Origin of the sequence: Mesorhizobium sp. M1004, from assembly GCF_040318795.1 — a bacterium.
Classification (GTDB): Bacteria; Pseudomonadota; Alphaproteobacteria; order Rhizobiales; family Rhizobiaceae; genus Mesorhizobium.
Window position 1 is genome coordinate 254,650 of record NZ_JAMYNB010000011.1, and the last position, 16,330, is coordinate 270,979.

A 16,330-nucleotide genomic window follows, 5' to 3' on the forward strand; every position below is an offset into this window, starting at 1 on the left:
ATAGGACGACAAATGACGCAGGAACTTGGACGCTACAGATGCGGTGGCACCAGCGGACAGGAATACCGTCGTTGAATACCATAATATGGTCGGCTTCGACGCCATGAGTGGCCGACGGATAGACCGAGAACGAAAGCTTCGCTTAATGAATGGCGGCGCTGTCAACTCACCGACGACAACACCATTCAAACACTCAGCACCCACGAGTTCATCCAAAAGGTGGATTAGGCCAGCGTCGATGTTGGTCCAGGGGCTCCGAACTCAGCGTGTAGAAGGTCATCCTCGAATTCACTCGGAGGGTTCTGCGGGCGCGCGTTCCCGCTGACCGCTCTCCACCCCAAGATGTCAAGCGATCCCGGCGGCAGCCAGCTTGCGCGCGGGGCCTCCTAGGTGATCACTGCATAACGCCGATCGACCGAATAGGTCATGACTTCAACTGCGGCGGACCAGATGTCTGCTTTGGCCGGCGCCGCACAGCCCAGCTGATCTCCCCTGGCGCCGGTCATCTTCTCGAGCGTTCGCTGCGGGCCATCGTCCAAAAGGCTGTGTTCCAACAACTCTAACGCGAGAGATACACTCCTGCTACTCGGCGCCGCTTCCCTCAAAGCGCTGTCTGGTAAAAAGGCTCGGCGCCCTTCTGGTTTGTTCAGGTTCAAAAGGAGGGCGCCGGCCCCAGACTTTTCCGCCCAGAATGGCGACTAGCGCTTCGGGATGATCTCGTCGACCCTCACCTGTCGCCGATCTCTCTCGCCCAGGCCAGCGCCTTGGTCTTGGCTTTCGTGGTCAAACACCGTTGAGCAGTGAGGCGCTTCAAACACGCTCACAACCGGTCGCCACCGACTCGTCGAGCATGCTCCACCTTCGCCTAGTCCATAAAGGTGTGGTGCGTTCATATTAGCATGAGCATATATAACTAGGCAGCCGGCCATGTCCCCAGTCCCCAGCCGGTTAGGCCCGGCTGCTCTCTACCCCCAAAGAAAGCCGGGCCGTCCCCGCGGCCAGATCGTTCCATGCTTGGTAGACAGCTCGCCGGGCTCCAACCACCTCGAGCCCGGCGAGCCTGACCTGGATCAATGATCGGATCAGGACCAGGGTCAGCCGGTATGCAAGAGCGGTGTCACTTTGTTAGCGCTGAAATGGATCAGTTTTCACAGGACCACCAACCCAGCGCAGCGAAACCAACTGCTGGGACAAGCATGCATGCACCGAATCGCGAACGGCGATTCAATTAGCACGCACTTAATTATCTCCATAATATTTTAACGAAACGTTGACCGCGCTGTCCCAGAATAGAACGGCGCGGTCGGACCCCAACCGGACTGCGCAGGCGGCTTCGGCACTCAGCGCCCGCCGAACTGTCGGAGCCGCCACCCACATCCCATATTATACCAGCAACGGTTGAATCAACTATTACTGCGCGTGCAAACGGCCTGCCATGGGAACAAAAGAGGGATTCACATCGAATACGTTCGATCAGGATCGGACCATGCCTGCGCCAGCACGGCACGCACGGTCGCGGCCTTCACTGGCTTCATCGCGGAGAGGTCGCGGTCGTTGGCCACTGTCCCCGTAGACGCCAGATCGCCCGTTGCCGCCGATCGCTACGGTGACGTCGCGTGCTTCGATCATGCCGGCCTAATAGGTTTCAAATCTCACAAGTCGATCACGCCGCGCTTGCGCAGCAGGATCCAGAGGAAGAACGGCGCGCCGGCGATCGCGGTGACGATGCCGATCGGCAGTTCGGCCGGCGCCACGACCAATCGGGCAACGGCATCGGCGATCAGCAGCATGGTTGTAGTAGCACCGGAGCAGCACGATCACACCGGACCAATTGTCAACCCATCAGCCCTGCTGCTCGAAGGCCTCCTCTATGACCTTCGTGATCTCTGCTGGTGGTGAGCAGATGTGTCGCTGCCAAACTTCTCGAAGGCAAGATCGACTTCAACTACCCGCGCTTGCTGCGCTGCGGAACTGTGATGCGGCGGTTGCGTCGCTGCTTCCTTGAGGCCGCAAAAAACGAGAGAGCCAGACCAAAGTTCGCACGCCTGCTTTGCTGTCTTCGGTTCTACTAGAGCCAACTGTGAACGGGACGCCGGGCGCTGGATTGTGCGCCCAAAAGGATCACTTTGTGACCACCAGCATCAGTACCGCCGTCGCTCCCTACGACGCTGCACGCAAGCTCGGGCGGGAACGTCGTCTGGTTGTGGAGCGGGTTGGTTCCACTGCCATGCTGCCAACACCAACAACGCCCTCACGCTCCCTTGCACTCGTTACTTTGTGCAAACGCTCATAGGGCAGCAACTCCTTGACCCGCGTACCAAGCGCAACAATTTCTGCCCGCAAATCTTCGCATTCCTGCCTCTGGACTTCGTGCTGCATCTGCTCGGAGGCGTATTGCGCCGAGATGTGTGAGAGGTCCGCAGTCAGCTTCGAAAGGCTCGTCATGTCGGCTTCGCTCTCTTTCAAGAGATCAGAATGCCTTTCATCCGCAACCTGCTTTTCGGCCAAGGTATCGCTCCATTGGGCCGTCAGCCTGGCGATTTCACTGGATGCTACACTTGCCTCGTTCGTTGCCACATCCAGTCGCGATTGAAGACTTTGAATTTCAGATCGCAAACCTCGCATCTCTGCGAGACTGCGTGCACGTTCGGCTCCCGTGTCATCTTCCATGATGCGTGCGGCCTCTGCCATTTCCGACAGTTTCGCCTGCGCGATCTCAAGCGACTTCTGCAACCGCGTTTCGTCCTTCTCGCTCTTGCCGAGCGCAGCCAGCAGTTCGGAATGCCACACCGCATCGTTGGCGTGGATCGTCGACAGCTCATCAAGCCTCCGCCTCGCCTCAGCTTCCCGCTTTTGCGCCTTGTCGAGGTCGATCGAGAGTCTGACATGCTTTTCTCGCAAGGTATCGTTTTCGCGCGCCCGTCTATCGGCCTCGGCTGTTCTGGCCGAAAGAGCTTTGGCCGCCTCGCCGAAGTCGGCCTCCCTTATTGCGATGGTATTGGCCGCTTCTACAAGTTCCAGCCTTACGGCGGCGAGCGCACTACGAAGAGCGTCCCTGTCCTGGACCAAGCTTACTTCGCGCTGCTGTATGGCTCCGAACGCGCTGTCGTGCTCACGTTGCTTCCTGATCGCATCGTGCAGCTGTTCGGACAGGACCATGTGTTGTCTCGTCAGGTTGGCATTTGCCACTTCCAGTTCGTTGGCACGAAAGAAGTCCGCTTGAAGGATCTGAAAAAAATCGCGTGTGTAGTGGAGCGAAGTTGCAACCTCCATTAGCTTGGCTTTGACATCCTCCAAATGGCCTTCCGCATCCTGAAAGAGCATTTCAAATGAGCTCAAAGCAGCCAGCCGGCTCTGCGTATGCGAAGTTAGCTGGCAAGGGGTTTCATTGGGAGTGCCCTCGGGTTGCAGGGCATCGGTCCCTATTGCGAGGCTGTCTTTCAAGGCACTGCCGTCGTCTGATGGTGACACCTCGTCAAGGCTCAGGGAGATGTTCAAAGCCTCGACTAGCTCTGTCTCGAGTTCCTCGGCGGCTCTTTCCACATTGTCGTAACGTTTGATCAGGTTCGATAGTTTCATGACAAGCTCTCCCGGCGCACCACTTTGAATAGATGGTTTGGCAACCAACGATTACACACCATATACCGCTCCGGGAACGACGACTGCCATGCAATCGACTATATTAGATCATTCTAAAGCAGTACGCTCGCAAAGGGGGAGTGCCTGCTTCGGATCAATCCGGTGATCATGCCGCCAAGTCGAACGTCTTCTTTCGGGAGACGATCAAGGAAGCCTCAACGGCCGACATTGGCGCGAAGGCGCCGATCATAAGGCGCATACCAGACAATCCGCAGCTGATCGTCCACGTTCCCGGTCGTATCATCCCCTCCCACATGGTCGATCGCATATACTCTGCGAGGTCGAGTTCACCCGCGCCCGATCTATAATAGAGATCGGGCCTTGGCCGGGCGATCCCTTTGCCCAACCGCAGCATACTACAGGCGGCGAGCGGCGCCCTCTCCTCCTCCCCCGCTGGCTCTAGCGGAGTGGATTCTGCCGTGGCCCGTGCAAGGCTTCGCAGAAGGATGCTGTCTCGTGCGCGTCAACGCTTCGCAATTACCTCCTTCGGTGCAGTTCCGAACATCAGAGATGGCTGGTTTGTTCCTCACCCCCTTACCCATCAAGCAATGTGCAGCAGTTCGCGCAGCCGGACCGGCAGTCGGGGCGAGGCTTGCAGTTCGGCGCAACTCGCCTCCCATCGATTCAGATACTCGGCGATCGGAACACCTGTGCGGCCGGGCCATCGGTTGAGTGCGCCCAGCGCCTCGACACAGTCGGGCGCCGCCTCGTACTCAGTGAGGATGGTCTGGGAGATTGCTTGGGCAAACGGATTGAGACCGGGTATTTCGATTTCGCTGCGATGATCGGCGAACCAGGCGGCCGGGTCGCGGCTCAGCCCCTGGCTGTCGGCGAGCGCGGCGTAGCCGCGGACGATGTTGTCGCGATACGCCGCTATGGCATCGCCGAACGCGTTGTCGCCGGCAAATGGCGGACTCTCTTTCCAGTCCTTCGCCAACCGACCGAGACCGCGCAGCGAGAGGGCCTCGACCAACGCTTCCTCCAGCCACTGGCAGGGCGGCGCCGGCTTGGCGTCCGCCTGCCAGCTGTTGGCCATGACGTGGCCGAGCTCGTGCCCGAACTGATAGGCGAGCTTCGACCAATCCCGTTCGCCAATGTCGACAATTATCCACGCCATGCTGCCTCCGTCGGGGTGCAGCCAGATCGCCGGCTGTCCCGAAGTGTGCTCGTCGACACGAAGTCGCGTAGGCTGGCCATCGGAGAGCAGGCGGACGCCATCCAGGCAGGCGTGCCGCGTGCGCTCGACGACCTGATCTGCGGAGCGCGGAAGCATGTGACCCCAGTCGCCGGCGAGTTCGATCGGGGCGGAAAGGAGGGACGGGAACGGAGTAGTCGGTGCCATGGTCGCGTAGCTTTCCCCGAGGGCGTCCCGATCGGTCAACGACGCAGAAATCAGGCTGCCGGCCGCCGAGCCTCCCAAGAGTGTAACGAAATCTCGTCGTCGCACTTCGATTCCTGATGTCCGACCACCCAGATTTAATCTACCATGCTATCCAGCAATGGCGAAGGCTCGGCGAGCAGATAGGGCATCAGGAGTGGGCGAGGCTATCTTTCGCAAACGCACTGCGGAGAAACTGTGTCAAGCTGGCAGGTGGCCCACGAGACGTCAGTCCGCGCTGAAGAGGAAGCTCTTGTTGTCTCAGATACGGAGCGGCACTGCTGGCATCTCTTTGGACGTCGCAGAAATCTCTGCAGACGGCACAATGGTTAACCATGGTATTAGTAGAGATCTCGGTCAACAAAATTTTCGACGCCTTGTTCGAACGCTATCTGTCACGGCTACGGCGACAGCGTAGCCGTTCAACCAGCTGCACTCGCATCCGAAATCCCAACGCGAAAAGCGTGGCTCGAGTCAGGCTCTCAGAAGGAGGCGAACGTTGAATGACAGTCATGACTTCTTGACCGCCGCAATGAAAATGCGGAATAGATACCTTAATGTTCTGGAAGCATCGCTGACCGGAACCTTATATGGCGACGCGCCTATTGATCCGTGGACGGGTGGGAAATACGACCCGAACAAGCGTGCCCTTGGGCGGGATTGGCCAGGACTGGCGCAAACCATGATTGGTTCGGCCCGTATGCGCAATTTGCGGCATCTATGCGAAACTGTCATCTTAAATGATGTTCCTGGCGACTTCATCGAGGCCGGAGTTTGGCGCGGCGGGGCATGTATTTTTATGAGAGGTATTCTTGCCTCGTACTCCGATACTCAACGTCGGGTCTTCGTCGCCGACAGTTTCGCCGGCCTTCCTCCCCCAAGCCCGGACATCTATGCGGCGGACGCTGGAGATATCCACCACACGCATACGCAACTGGCGATCTCCCGGAAGGACGTAGAAGAAAATTTCCGCAGATATGACTTGCTTGACGAGCAAGTTGTCTTTCTTGAGGGCTGGTTCAAGGACACACTCCCAAATGCTCCGACACAAAAATTGGCGATTCTCCGAATCGACGGAGATATGTATGAATCAACAATTCAAGCTCTTGACGCGCTTTATCGTAAGCTATCGCAGGGTGGATTTGTAGTCGTTGACGACTACTTCCTCGCCCCATGCGCTCAAGCTGTTAATGAATTCCGGACTAGAGAGGGTATTACCTCGCCATTAATTCCAATCGATGGCTATGCGGTGTGGTGGAGGGTTTCCGAAACTGCGAATCACGATTGACAAGGTTCTTCACCGGGCGAATCGGCAATACCTTATCGATGCCGGCGCGACGTTCAGCTTCCCGTGAGCGAGAGCCGAACGCGCCAGGATCACCGCTTGCTCGTCGACGCGCCTCGGCTGTCGACCAGTAATTAGGCGCGCCCGATCCAAGCAGGCTTGCCGCATCCGCTCGATAACCTGAACGGCTGAGCGTGCAGCATGTGACCCCGGCCGCCGGCGCAAAAACGATTGCTCCGCTCACGAACAACCGAATCCTGCGGGTTGCCACCGTCGCGCTGTTGGACCCCGCGGATCTCCACCTCGGAGAGATGGAGATCCCTGCTTGCGAGGAATTAAAATGCGAACCTAGCGTGCCTTCACAGATAAGTCAGAGGATCACACCAGCGGCATTCCAGCGCTAGATCCCCCGAAGATCTGACCGGACTCCTTTACTATCAGCTTCGCTCTCCACCACCGAATTCGACCTTGATCCGGCCTAGCCCATAATAGACCCCTCTTCCAAAGCCCTCATTCTAGCAGCTCTTCTCCGGTAGATGCGATCTGCCCCGCAACATGGATGGTGGCCACCTCATGGACCCTAGAGTCGAGCAGCTTTCTGAAATAGGCATGTTCAGCGTCAACCGAAGCTTCGATGCTGCAAACAAATACCGAAACAAGTAAACTTAAAGTCTCATCGATAGTGGTCGAGCAAAATGACCAAAGTCTCGTATTAAGGTATCCCGCCTCGCTTGCAAGCCACGAGAGCCCCCTGCGCTTAAAAACATACTTTCCAAGCAACTCAATTCTATCGTATTCTCCTATATCAAAATTTTCGGAAAGATGGTACCTTCCGGAAATTTTAAATATTCTTCTATTCATTCTTCCAGAGCTAATCACCTTCACTAGCGTAAGGGCGTGAAATAGCGCATAGGTCTCTGACAGAGTTTTGGAGTAGTCGGGTGTATTCCAAAACCCACCGAGCTCTCTTGAGAGATGAAGTCCTGGGTTCAAGTTATGCAAGAAGACGGCAATGTCTGCCTTCGCGCAAATTTCATTTTCTATATCGGAGTTGACGGAAACTGGAGATGAATCGACTAAAAGGATGAAGGCGTCAGGAACATGATCTCTTATAGACTGGATTGTTCGAAGAGTCTGAACAAACCTCACCTGCGGCTCCAATACGCCTTGATTTGTTGCCAAGGCAGAAGTGACAACAAATATGTACGAACTAGTCTCTAATTTTTCTCTTACAAATGGTGAATAGTCACTCGGACTATTCGACTCTTTTTTCCTTCCATCATGGGCGATCCGTGATCGCTGGAGGTTTTCCAAATACGCTGCCATTTGTTGAATTTTTTTGTTCCCCCGGGCCCAGATAAAGTGCGTAAATCCAAATGCTTTGTCTGGATTCTGATCCCATCCATGCACGAATTTGCAACGGTTGCTCAATGGAGCCGTTTCCGAAGCTTGTGTCCGCACTAGGACGTAGTTTAATATCGGCTGATCGCCAAACCATCGAGTAAGCTCTCGATTCGCGGGGGCTTGGCACAAGGTCGCAATTTGCTCGCCGATTGAACGGAAGAGCGCTGCGTCTTTGTAGCCGATAATTCCGGAATTTGCGCATGGCAAAAATTCCTGTGCGCATGCGGGATCGGCGCGACAGAGTTCGAGCCCGAACCAATTTCCAATTCGGCGCGAGTCGATGACATCAGCAATCTTAGAGGAGGCTAATTCAGGATAAATAGCTCTTTCTGTGGTAACACAGACGCCATTTGCTTCAACAATTGCTTTCAAAGTCGACTCGATCTCAGTATCGATAACTATGTCTGTATCAAGATACAGAATAGGGGAATAATTTTCGAAAAATCGCGCATTGATGATATAACGTTGCGATATATCTATCGAAGGAACAAGGACGTGGTGGAGACGCGATCGATATTGGTGGGGAATGTAGGGGAGGATATCACTGAGTGGTCGGTCAGAGAGAACTGCAACGTTTCCATAGAAGCGTCCGACCTCTAACAAGGACGTTAGCATAACGTTCAAGCATTCGAAGTACGTACCATCACCAAAAGCAACGGTGTATACAAGTGGGCGGAATACCGCAGGCGTTGTTTCTGACGACATCGTTTCTAACTCACTCATTAATTCTTCCGTTGCAGCCGAACGAAGAAATCGAGGTTGTCCTTTAACCGCTGATTGCCTGCATCCAGTTCAAGCGCCCTTTGCCCCCATTCTACCGCACGGCCCATCGCATTCAGGTGCCATGACGCGATGGCGCCGAGGTCAAACAGCCGAAATCCCCAGCAGTTCTGATCGTCCAGATAGCTTCCGGTGCGGTGTGTCCTCTCGATACCGTTGGTGCAAGCCCAAAACAGATTCAACCAGTCCGCCTTGCCGTGGAGCTCTTCGGCCAGGTCGGCCCAGATCTCGCGGCGGTGCGGCGCTTCCATCCGCGCCTTGTCCAGCCAGGACAAGCTCTGTTCTGGGCGCATACGCGCGATATAACGCATGGCCTCGGCTCGTTCTTCGCCCCACGTGCTTGTCGGCAAGGCAAGATAACGCTCAAGCAACTCGACAGCCCGATCCTTCTGGTTGGCCCACATCAGGTCTCGCCCGAGCCAGAAGCAGATTTGTGCGTCGGCGGGGTCTTCCTTGTGCGCCACTTCCATCAGCGGCAGGTAACTGCTCCTTGTCGGCTTGGTAAGGTCCTGCACCTCGAACATGACAATGTCGCTGCTGCTAGCCGTGACCTCCCTCTCTCCCGTGAAGACCAGGGCTTCGTGAACAGGCCTCTTGAAGCGATACCCCCAGCGATGATGAAAGTTTTTCGCTGGCCAGTTGCGAAGTGGGGTCGGGTCGTCGACGCTCGCTCTGTACACTGTCTGACAATAGAGAGCAGTCGTCTCCGGAGTCCAGACAGCCTCGAGCTTTGCCCGCCAGCCGGGTTCAAGGAACCGGTCCATGTCCATTGTGCAGCACACATCGACGTCGTGCGGGATCAGTGCCATCGCAGCGTTGCGGGCATCGTCGAAACGCCATGGGCGGACCGCTATCCTGTGCACGGTAACGCCGGCATCGGTCAGCCGTTCTACTGTATCGTCGGTGCTGCCCGTGTCGGCGACAATGCGATAGTCGGCGTCGACGGCCGAATTGGCCCAGCGCTCCGCGTTTGCGGCTTCGTTCAAGGCGATGGTGTAGACAGCGACTTTCACGGCGCTCTGCTCACTCACGCGCTGGTGCAAGATTTCGCCTGGCGGACATGCCCGACGCGCCCTTGCGGATAGCCACCAGGCCTCCCAGCAGTTTCGCCCGATTCAACTCGTAGTGGCTGTCGAAGAACAGGATCTCGGCGAACTGACCGGCAAGCGCGCTCACATCCAGCGGATCGACCGAGCGCGCGCTGCCGTACTGCTGGATTTCCCGCAGCAAGTTCTTCGTCAGCGTGATCTTGCCAAGATCCTCGCCCGGCGGCTGCCAGTCGAGGTCTTCTATGAAATACCAGCCGCCCTCCGCGAGCAGCGGGAAGAACTCGCGCAGGGTGAGCTGCTCGTCGAACGAGGCGTGGCTGCCGTCGTCGATGATCGCGTCGAACGAGCGCGGCTCGAGTTTCGCCGCGACTCCGCGCAGATCATCCAGCTTGGATTGGTCGCCGACGAACGACTTGAAACGTTCATTGTTCAGGCGGGAAAAGTCCGTCAGGTCGACGCCGACCACCTGGCAAAACGGAAAGTAGCTCTGCCATAGCGCGACCGAAGGTGTCTCGCTGTGGTTGTCCGCCAGCCTGCGGCAAAGCCCGATTTCCATGAGCCGCCGCATGGCCAGCCTTCTGCCCGACAGCAGGCGATCGTAGACCCTGGCATAGGCATGACGGTTGCCGGTATGCCGGTTCTTGTCGGTATTGAAGCGGTCGGCGAGAGTTGTGAATGCCGGGAAACTATCGAGTGGGTTGATCAGCTGCGAGATCAACGGTGCCTCCTCGCCGCCCGGCCGGGCGTCGTTGCGGGCCGTCCACAGGTGGATACCGAACACGCGGGCATCGTTCAGATAATCGGTCAATTCCGATAACGGCCTATCGAACCTGTCGATCTCGGTCCAATCGATCGCGTTGAAGAACATCGGGCTGAATATCCGGTCGCGCAGCTCGGCGCCGGCTGCGGTCGCGATGTAGTCAGAGAGCAGCTTCGGGCCGATGTCACCGAACTCCTTGCCGCGCGCTTCTTGGAAACGCTCGAGCGACAATTCGTATAGCGCCCTGAGGTGGCGGCTGTAGGGCTTGGCGTATATGACGTTGCCGCAGATGAAGTGGCCCTTGTGTGCTCCCCGCCATTGCAGATTGAAAAAATGATCGCCGCGAAAGGGGAACGGCCGCAGCAGGATCACGTCGGAATCCATCCACAGGCCGCCATGTTCGTAGAGCAGGGCGTAGCGGAAAATATCGCTGAAATATCTGATCTCGGAGCCGGCGACGATGCGCTCGAACAGGGCCCGCGGCATGACGTCGTCGGCATTGCGGACCTCGATCCCGTGCGGGACGAGGAATTCGAGCTTCTCTGGCGCATAGCTCCACACCCGCACCGGATGGCCAGCCGCTCGCATCGACGTTGTGGCGCCAATCAAGGTACGATGCTCAGCTTTGTCGGACATCACTTCATAGAAGCAGTTGATCTGCGGAAGTGCGGTGTCGTCGCTGCCAAGGAAGGGATAAATCCGCGCGTCGAACTGGCGCGATCGTTGCAGTCGTTCCAGCGGAGAATCGGCGTCGCGCAGAAACGGCGCGAGCTCATGAAAGATCTCTTCTGTCGATTTCATGCTGCCGGTGCCGAAGTCCTTACCTTCCAACGGCGCCCGGTTTGCATCACCCATGGCCCCACCGTCGGCGCGGCCAGGCTTGATCCCGGCTTTCGTTGGAGGGGCGCGCAAGGCCGGCGTCGACAGTGTCTGTTTCGTCCCTGGATCAGCCACCGACGACAGGCGATCCACATCCTCTAGCATCCCTCCCACATCCGCATCATCGACGGTCGCGATCCAGCACTCGCTGTCGGCAACGCTGTAGGAAATCAGCAAGCGCTTCTCATCGGGATGCCAAGCCAAGCCGGCAGCGAACTCGGCGCCCTTCTCGTTGAAGTAAAAGGGACGGCTCACCTTTTGCAGCAGGTTCATTGCGTCGAACCAAACAAATCGATGCAGGCAGTATCGCCTGTTCTCGGAGGGTCTCCATTGCACCTCGTGAATCAACATTAGCCAACCGCCGGCGAAAGCGACCTGTTGGCTTACGCCGCCGAATCGTTGGGCCGCAATTCCAGGAGAGGTCTCGCTGATCGTTTCAGCTCGCTCATCCGCCACCCGAATTGGATCGCCGAAACAGACCAACTGCAGCCGCTCCTCGCCGGCTTCGCCTGATGTGACCTGCGTCATCCATTTCCTGTCGTGCGCACTCGGCCCCGTCGCGGGCAGCACGCGCAGGTCGGTCATCCGGTGGTGGCCGGTTTCGCTGTCGTCGACGCGCATGATGACCTGCTTGCCCTCGCTGTCCGCCAGATCGCGGACGGAGGCCGAGCCCCACAGCTTACCTTTCCAGGCGAACAGACGCAGGTCCTCGACGCCGGCCTCGCGCATGTTTGTCGGCGGCAGCATCTCGGTTGTCGATCGGACGGCGAGCCCATTGGTCAACCGCAGAAGGAAATTCCGAGCGAGGATCGCCTCGCCGCCTTTCGTCCGGAGATGGACGCCGTCTTCGCTTGTGGTGTAGTTCACCGCTGCCTGAGCAAGCACAATCTCCTTGCCCAGGCGCGCCACCGAGGGGCTTGACGGCCTGTAGCCCTCGGGCGCAGCGAAAACGATCGGATGAGCGCTGAACGACGGCATCGTTGTCTTGGCTGGCTGCATATAGAAGAACAGGTTGGACCACGCGAGATCCCTGGGTCCATCGCCGATACTGCGGTCCAGCGCTAACCAGTTGCAAGTCGCGAAACCGCGATCCTTGCGCACCGGGTCGCGCGCATAATTCGCCGCGATCGCATACTCTTCGCGCAGGCCTGTCGTGTACACGAAATCCTCGAGGAACAGGATGTCCTGCTCCGGCCGCTTGATCGCCAGCCCTGCTTCGGAGAACAACACGCTGGCGTCGTTCATCCCCTTCTCGCGGTAAAACCGTGCCAGGTCATAAAGTGGCTCGGCGCGTTGCGGCCGTTGATTGAAGGCGGTAAGCGCCTGTTGAACAAAGCCAGCCTCGTCGCCGAGTTTGCGCAGGCAGCGCGCCTCCTGCAGGCGGGCATTCCACGCCTCCTCGTCCCAGCCGCCCATCGCGGCACGCTTGGCGTAGGCCACCGCCGCCTCCGCCGTCCGCCCAGCGTCGCGGTAGGACTGCGCCAGGTAGAACCAGTAGCGCTGATTTTCCGGATCGTTCTCAAGGGCGTCCAGCAAAAGCCTGGCATCACGCTCGAACTTGTCCACCCGGTTCGAGCCGCTGGCGTGGTCCTTGTACCAGGCACCCCTCAGTTCCTGCACGCCACCGGGCACGTCGAGATATTCGTGGGTCACGCCATGGTAGCGGGCACCGGCGTCGCGTTTGACAAGGCGCGTGTTCCAATAGGCCAGGCCGGAATCCGACCGCTGCAACAGCCGGTAGCCCGGGCCGTCGAGCCCCTCGCGGAACCCCGTATCCTCAACCATCAGCTCCATGTCGGCATCGTCGAACAGCAGATAGTCATAGGCGAGCGGCGAGGCATAGGCGTGATCGAGCGCGGCGTTGCGGGCCTGCTCGAAATTGTGGAACGGGAACTCATGCAGCTCGCCAGGCAGGTTGTGGACGGCAAAGAACGCCTTGATGAAATCCTGGGTTCCGTCGTTCGAGCCGGTGTCGCCGATGACCCAGCAGTCGATGTGGTCGACAACCGCCCCGAGACAGCGTTGAAGGTTCGCCATCTCGTTCTTGACGATCATGTTAAGGCAGAGGCGCTTACCGCTTGTCATATGCTGACTTTCGACCCCCATGACTGCGGGCTGAAGCGGTTACATTTGTGCCATGGTGCCGTCGGGGACAGGGATCCGTTCCAGTGCGGACTTATCCGGCCTTCATGTCCCATGCACATTTTCCCCTGCCTCGGCCATCTGGATGCTACCTCAGCGTGATCCATTGTTAGCCAGCACCTTCCGCCGCAGCAAGGGTCTCGCGGTCACCTTGGGCGAGGCTTTGCGAATTGCCCTGTAGGCTCGATCGCTACGTACACCCCCGCCGCGATATCAAGCGTTCGTCGATAACGAAGGTGGTGTATCTTAAGCCCCGGATTTTTCGATGCATTTGGCCGTATCCGCGCCATCTCGATGTTTTCCAAGGTAGTAAATCGTGGTTGGGCAATTAACAAATTGTAAACAGGTTATTTACAAGTTGCTAATTTTATAATTTACTAATGTCTTATGTATGGGAGGGTTTCCGTGGACCGGGCAGTAGGCCTGTCGGTTCGCGCTGTCTGCGAAGCCAGGAGAGTATCTGGAGCAAGTGCCACTTCGTGCGTGAGGGCGCAGAAAGTGTTTGGCGCAAGGAAGACGTCATCCAACGTTTTCCCAACCTGATGTTCCCTCGCAAGTAGTCGATTTCCCTCGCAAGTTGACACGCGTGTTGGGAGTTGGCTGTGGTCGGTGTGATACCAAGTGCGAAACGATGCGTCCGCAACGCAGGTTTCTGCTTCGATCAATCCCCCAATTATCTGCACCTGGCCGCCAGCAAAGATTGCCTGGCGATTGATGAGTATTGCTCGGTGCCCTGTGGACCGCCGTCCAGTTGCGAACTCCACACTCATCTCATTGAAGACAAGCGGGGCGCCGTTCGATCGGCCGGCACGAAGAGGCCTTCAAGTATTGAGCGCCCGGCTCGTCGCTCTGCGCGGCGCCCGCCGGTTTACGGAGCTGCTGGCTGCTCAATGCACGCGGCTCGAGCGCCGGTAGAAGCTGCGACCGGCCTCAGCGGGCGCGGGCGCCCGGCAGCGATAGAAACCTAGGCACGAAACAAGACAAACGGCAGCGCATCCGCTGCCGACCGAGGAGGAAATCATGAGCTATATAACGGGGTTTGCGGTCATGGAAGTTGCCGTGAGAGGCGTCTTGCCCATCGGCGACACGACCGAGAATGTGCCATATTTTATCCTGGACACGACCAAGAGCGCCGTCGTCGGTCAGGTCATTCTTCCCAAGGCCGTCAAGCGAAGCCTCGCCGTCGCTGTCACCGTCAAGGTTCCGGCCGCAGCCGGTTCGTTGGCGATTGGCACGTTTGACGATGGCGGGAATTTCCAGGCCTGCAGCTTCCTCCGCGTAGAGAGCCCCGCTGTCGAACATCCCGACAGCGCCGTCGGACCGTCCGGAAGATGAGGCCTCTCAAGTCGCTGATCCCGAGCGCTCACCGGCCAGGCCGGTGGGCGGTTTCAGCTTGAACTGAGTTCGAAGCCAACAGGAGCCAGTCATGGCCCGTGCCACTGAAATTCTTTTTGTCGATCCTTCGGTCTCCGACCTTCAGACAGTTTTCGGCAACGTGCGCCCCGAGGTTCAAGCGATTGTGCTCGACGGCCGCTGGCCGGCGGCGCAGCAGATCGCTGCGGCGCTCGCAGGGCACGAAGGGCTCGACGCGATCCATATTATGGCGCACGGCGCGCCTGGCCGGGTTAGCTTCACAGCCGGAGAGTGGTCGGCCGCCACACTGAAGGAAGATGCTGAGGATCTTGCCGCAATCGGCAGGGCGCTTGCCGCGGACGGCGAACTCCGACTGTGGAGCTGCGAGACAGCTTTTGGGAATGCTGGCGAGACCTTCGTTGCGGCGCTGGAACAGGCCGTCGGCGCGGACGTCCGCGCATCGAGATCGCTGGTTGGCGCAGCCAAGCTAGGTGGCTCTTGGGGGATGTCGGAACACGTGAGTGCGTCCACGCCCTTACCTCCGCTGACCTCAGTTGGCGTGGCAAGTTACAGCGGGGTGCTGGTAGCAGGTGACCTGACACTCACGGGTACGATTACTGGTTCGGGCAACAGCAGTAACGTTAACACGTATTATCTCGTGGATACATCACTCAACCCCGATACAGTGGTTGGTAGCTTCCAACTTCCATCCGCAACAAACGGATTGGTATTTGCGTTTGCTGCAACCATAACGATACCAGACACTACTCACAATTATACCATTTACAATGCCAACTTCGGTGTAATGGGTACACTTGTACCTGGTGCCGGTAACACTTATATTTTCACGGCCGGTGCTGCCAATCCCACCAACAACAATAATTTCAATGGGGGCAGTTTCAACATCACGAGTCAAGTAGGCCCCACGGGCCCCACGGGTGCGACCGGCGCCACGGGTGCGACAGGCGCCACGGGAGCGACCGGCGCAGGTGCGACGGGCGCTACAGGCGCGACGGGCGCCACCGGTGCTGGCGCAACTGGCGCGACCGGCGCCACGGGTGCTTCAGGCGGGACCGGTGCGACTGGCGCGACAGGTGCTTCGGGTGGAACCGGTGCAACGGGCGCAACTGGCGCGACCGGCGCCACGGGTGCTTCAGGCGGAACCGGTGCAACGGGCGCCACTGGCGCAACTGGTGACACAGGCGCGACCGGCGCCACGGGCGCTTCAGGTGGGACTGGCGCGACGGGTGCTTCTGGTTCGACCGGTGCAACGGGCGCCACAGGTTCGACCGGCGATACGGGAGCGACCGGCGCCACCGGCTCGACCGGAGCAACCGGCTCTACTGGTGCGACTGGCTCGACTGGAGCAACAGGCTCGACTGGAGCAACAGGCTCGACCGGAGCAAACGGCGATACCGGTGCAACGGGCTCGACTGGCTCGACTGGTGGAACCGGAGCCACAGGTGCGACCGGCGATACGGGAGCGACAGGTTCGACTGGTGCCACCGGCTCTACTGGTGCGACAGGCTCGACCGGAGCAACCGGTGATACCGGCGCGACCGGTGCAACGGGCTCGACTGGCTCGACTGGTGGAACCGGAGCCACAGGTGCGACCGGCGATACGGGAGCGACAGGTTCGACTGGTGCCACCGGCTCTACTG

At 58.5% G+C, this 16,330-nt stretch carries 9 protein-coding genes and 1 pseudogene; 3 read left to right on the plus strand and 7 right to left on the minus strand.

Features of this window, described 5'->3' with window-relative positions:
• Positions 1-386 precede the first annotated feature (386 nt).
• From NKH54_RS23500 to NKH54_RS23515, 4 genes and pseudogenes are all read right to left on the minus strand, one after another.
• Positions 387-656, minus strand: a complete 270-nt coding sequence (locus tag NKH54_RS23500; RefSeq protein WP_353029024.1) for a hypothetical protein — start codon at positions 654-656, stop codon at positions 387-389.
• A gap of 996 nt (positions 657-1,652) precedes the next feature.
• Positions 1,653-1,793 (minus strand): annotated as a pseudogene (locus NKH54_RS23505) (iron chelate uptake ABC transporter family permease subunit); the annotation flags it as partial.
• Positions 1,794-2,160: 367 nt separating this feature from the next.
• On the minus strand, positions 2,161-3,579 hold the full coding sequence (locus NKH54_RS23510) for a coiled-coil domain-containing protein (protein ID WP_353029025.1): 1,419 nt from the start codon (positions 3,577-3,579) through the stop codon (positions 2,161-2,163).
• A 601-nt stretch (positions 3,580-4,180) separates the two neighbouring features.
• Positions 4,181-4,981: a hypothetical protein gene (locus NKH54_RS23515; RefSeq protein WP_353029026.1), complete on the minus strand. Its 801-nt coding sequence runs from the start codon at positions 4,979-4,981 to the stop codon at positions 4,181-4,183.
• A gap of 535 nt (positions 4,982-5,516) precedes the next feature.
• Between NKH54_RS23515 and NKH54_RS23520 the strand changes: the two genes are divergently transcribed.
• On the plus strand, positions 5,517-6,305 hold the full coding sequence (locus NKH54_RS23520; protein WP_353029027.1) for a TylF/MycF/NovP-related O-methyltransferase: 789 nt from the start codon (positions 5,517-5,519) through the stop codon (positions 6,303-6,305).
• Between the two features lie 507 nt (positions 6,306-6,812).
• Here the strand turns inward: NKH54_RS23520 and NKH54_RS23525 are convergent.
• From NKH54_RS23525 to NKH54_RS23535, 3 genes are read right to left on the minus strand one after another with little or no spacing between them, the layout of a single operon-like run.
• The gene (locus NKH54_RS23525) at positions 6,813-8,429 is read right to left on the minus strand and encodes a hypothetical protein (protein ID WP_353029028.1); all 1,617 of its coding nucleotides are present in this window, start codon (positions 8,427-8,429) and stop codon (positions 6,813-6,815) included.
• Positions 8,429-9,499 (minus strand): tetratricopeptide repeat-containing glycosyltransferase, encoded by a 1,071-nt coding sequence (locus NKH54_RS23530; protein WP_353029029.1) that lies wholly within the window; start codon positions 9,497-9,499, stop codon positions 8,429-8,431. The genes NKH54_RS23525 and NKH54_RS23530 overlap by 1 nt, the downstream gene beginning before the upstream one ends.
• A gap of 10 nt (positions 9,500-9,509) precedes the next feature.
• Positions 9,510-13,229 (minus strand): glycosyltransferase, encoded by a 3,720-nt coding sequence (locus NKH54_RS23535; RefSeq protein ID WP_353029030.1) that lies wholly within the window; start codon positions 13,227-13,229, stop codon positions 9,510-9,512.
• Between the two features lie 1,107 nt (positions 13,230-14,336).
• Between NKH54_RS23535 and NKH54_RS23540 the strand changes: the two genes are divergently transcribed.
• Both NKH54_RS23540 and NKH54_RS23545 read left to right on the plus strand, forming a co-directional pair.
• Positions 14,337-14,651 (plus strand): hypothetical protein, encoded by a 315-nt coding sequence (locus NKH54_RS23540; protein WP_023730058.1) that lies wholly within the window; start codon positions 14,337-14,339, stop codon positions 14,649-14,651.
• A 91-nt stretch (positions 14,652-14,742) separates the two neighbouring features.
• Positions 14,743-16,330, plus strand: a 1,588-nt coding sequence (locus NKH54_RS23545) for a DUF4347 domain-containing protein (RefSeq protein WP_353029031.1), incomplete at its 3' end; no start/stop codon positions are given.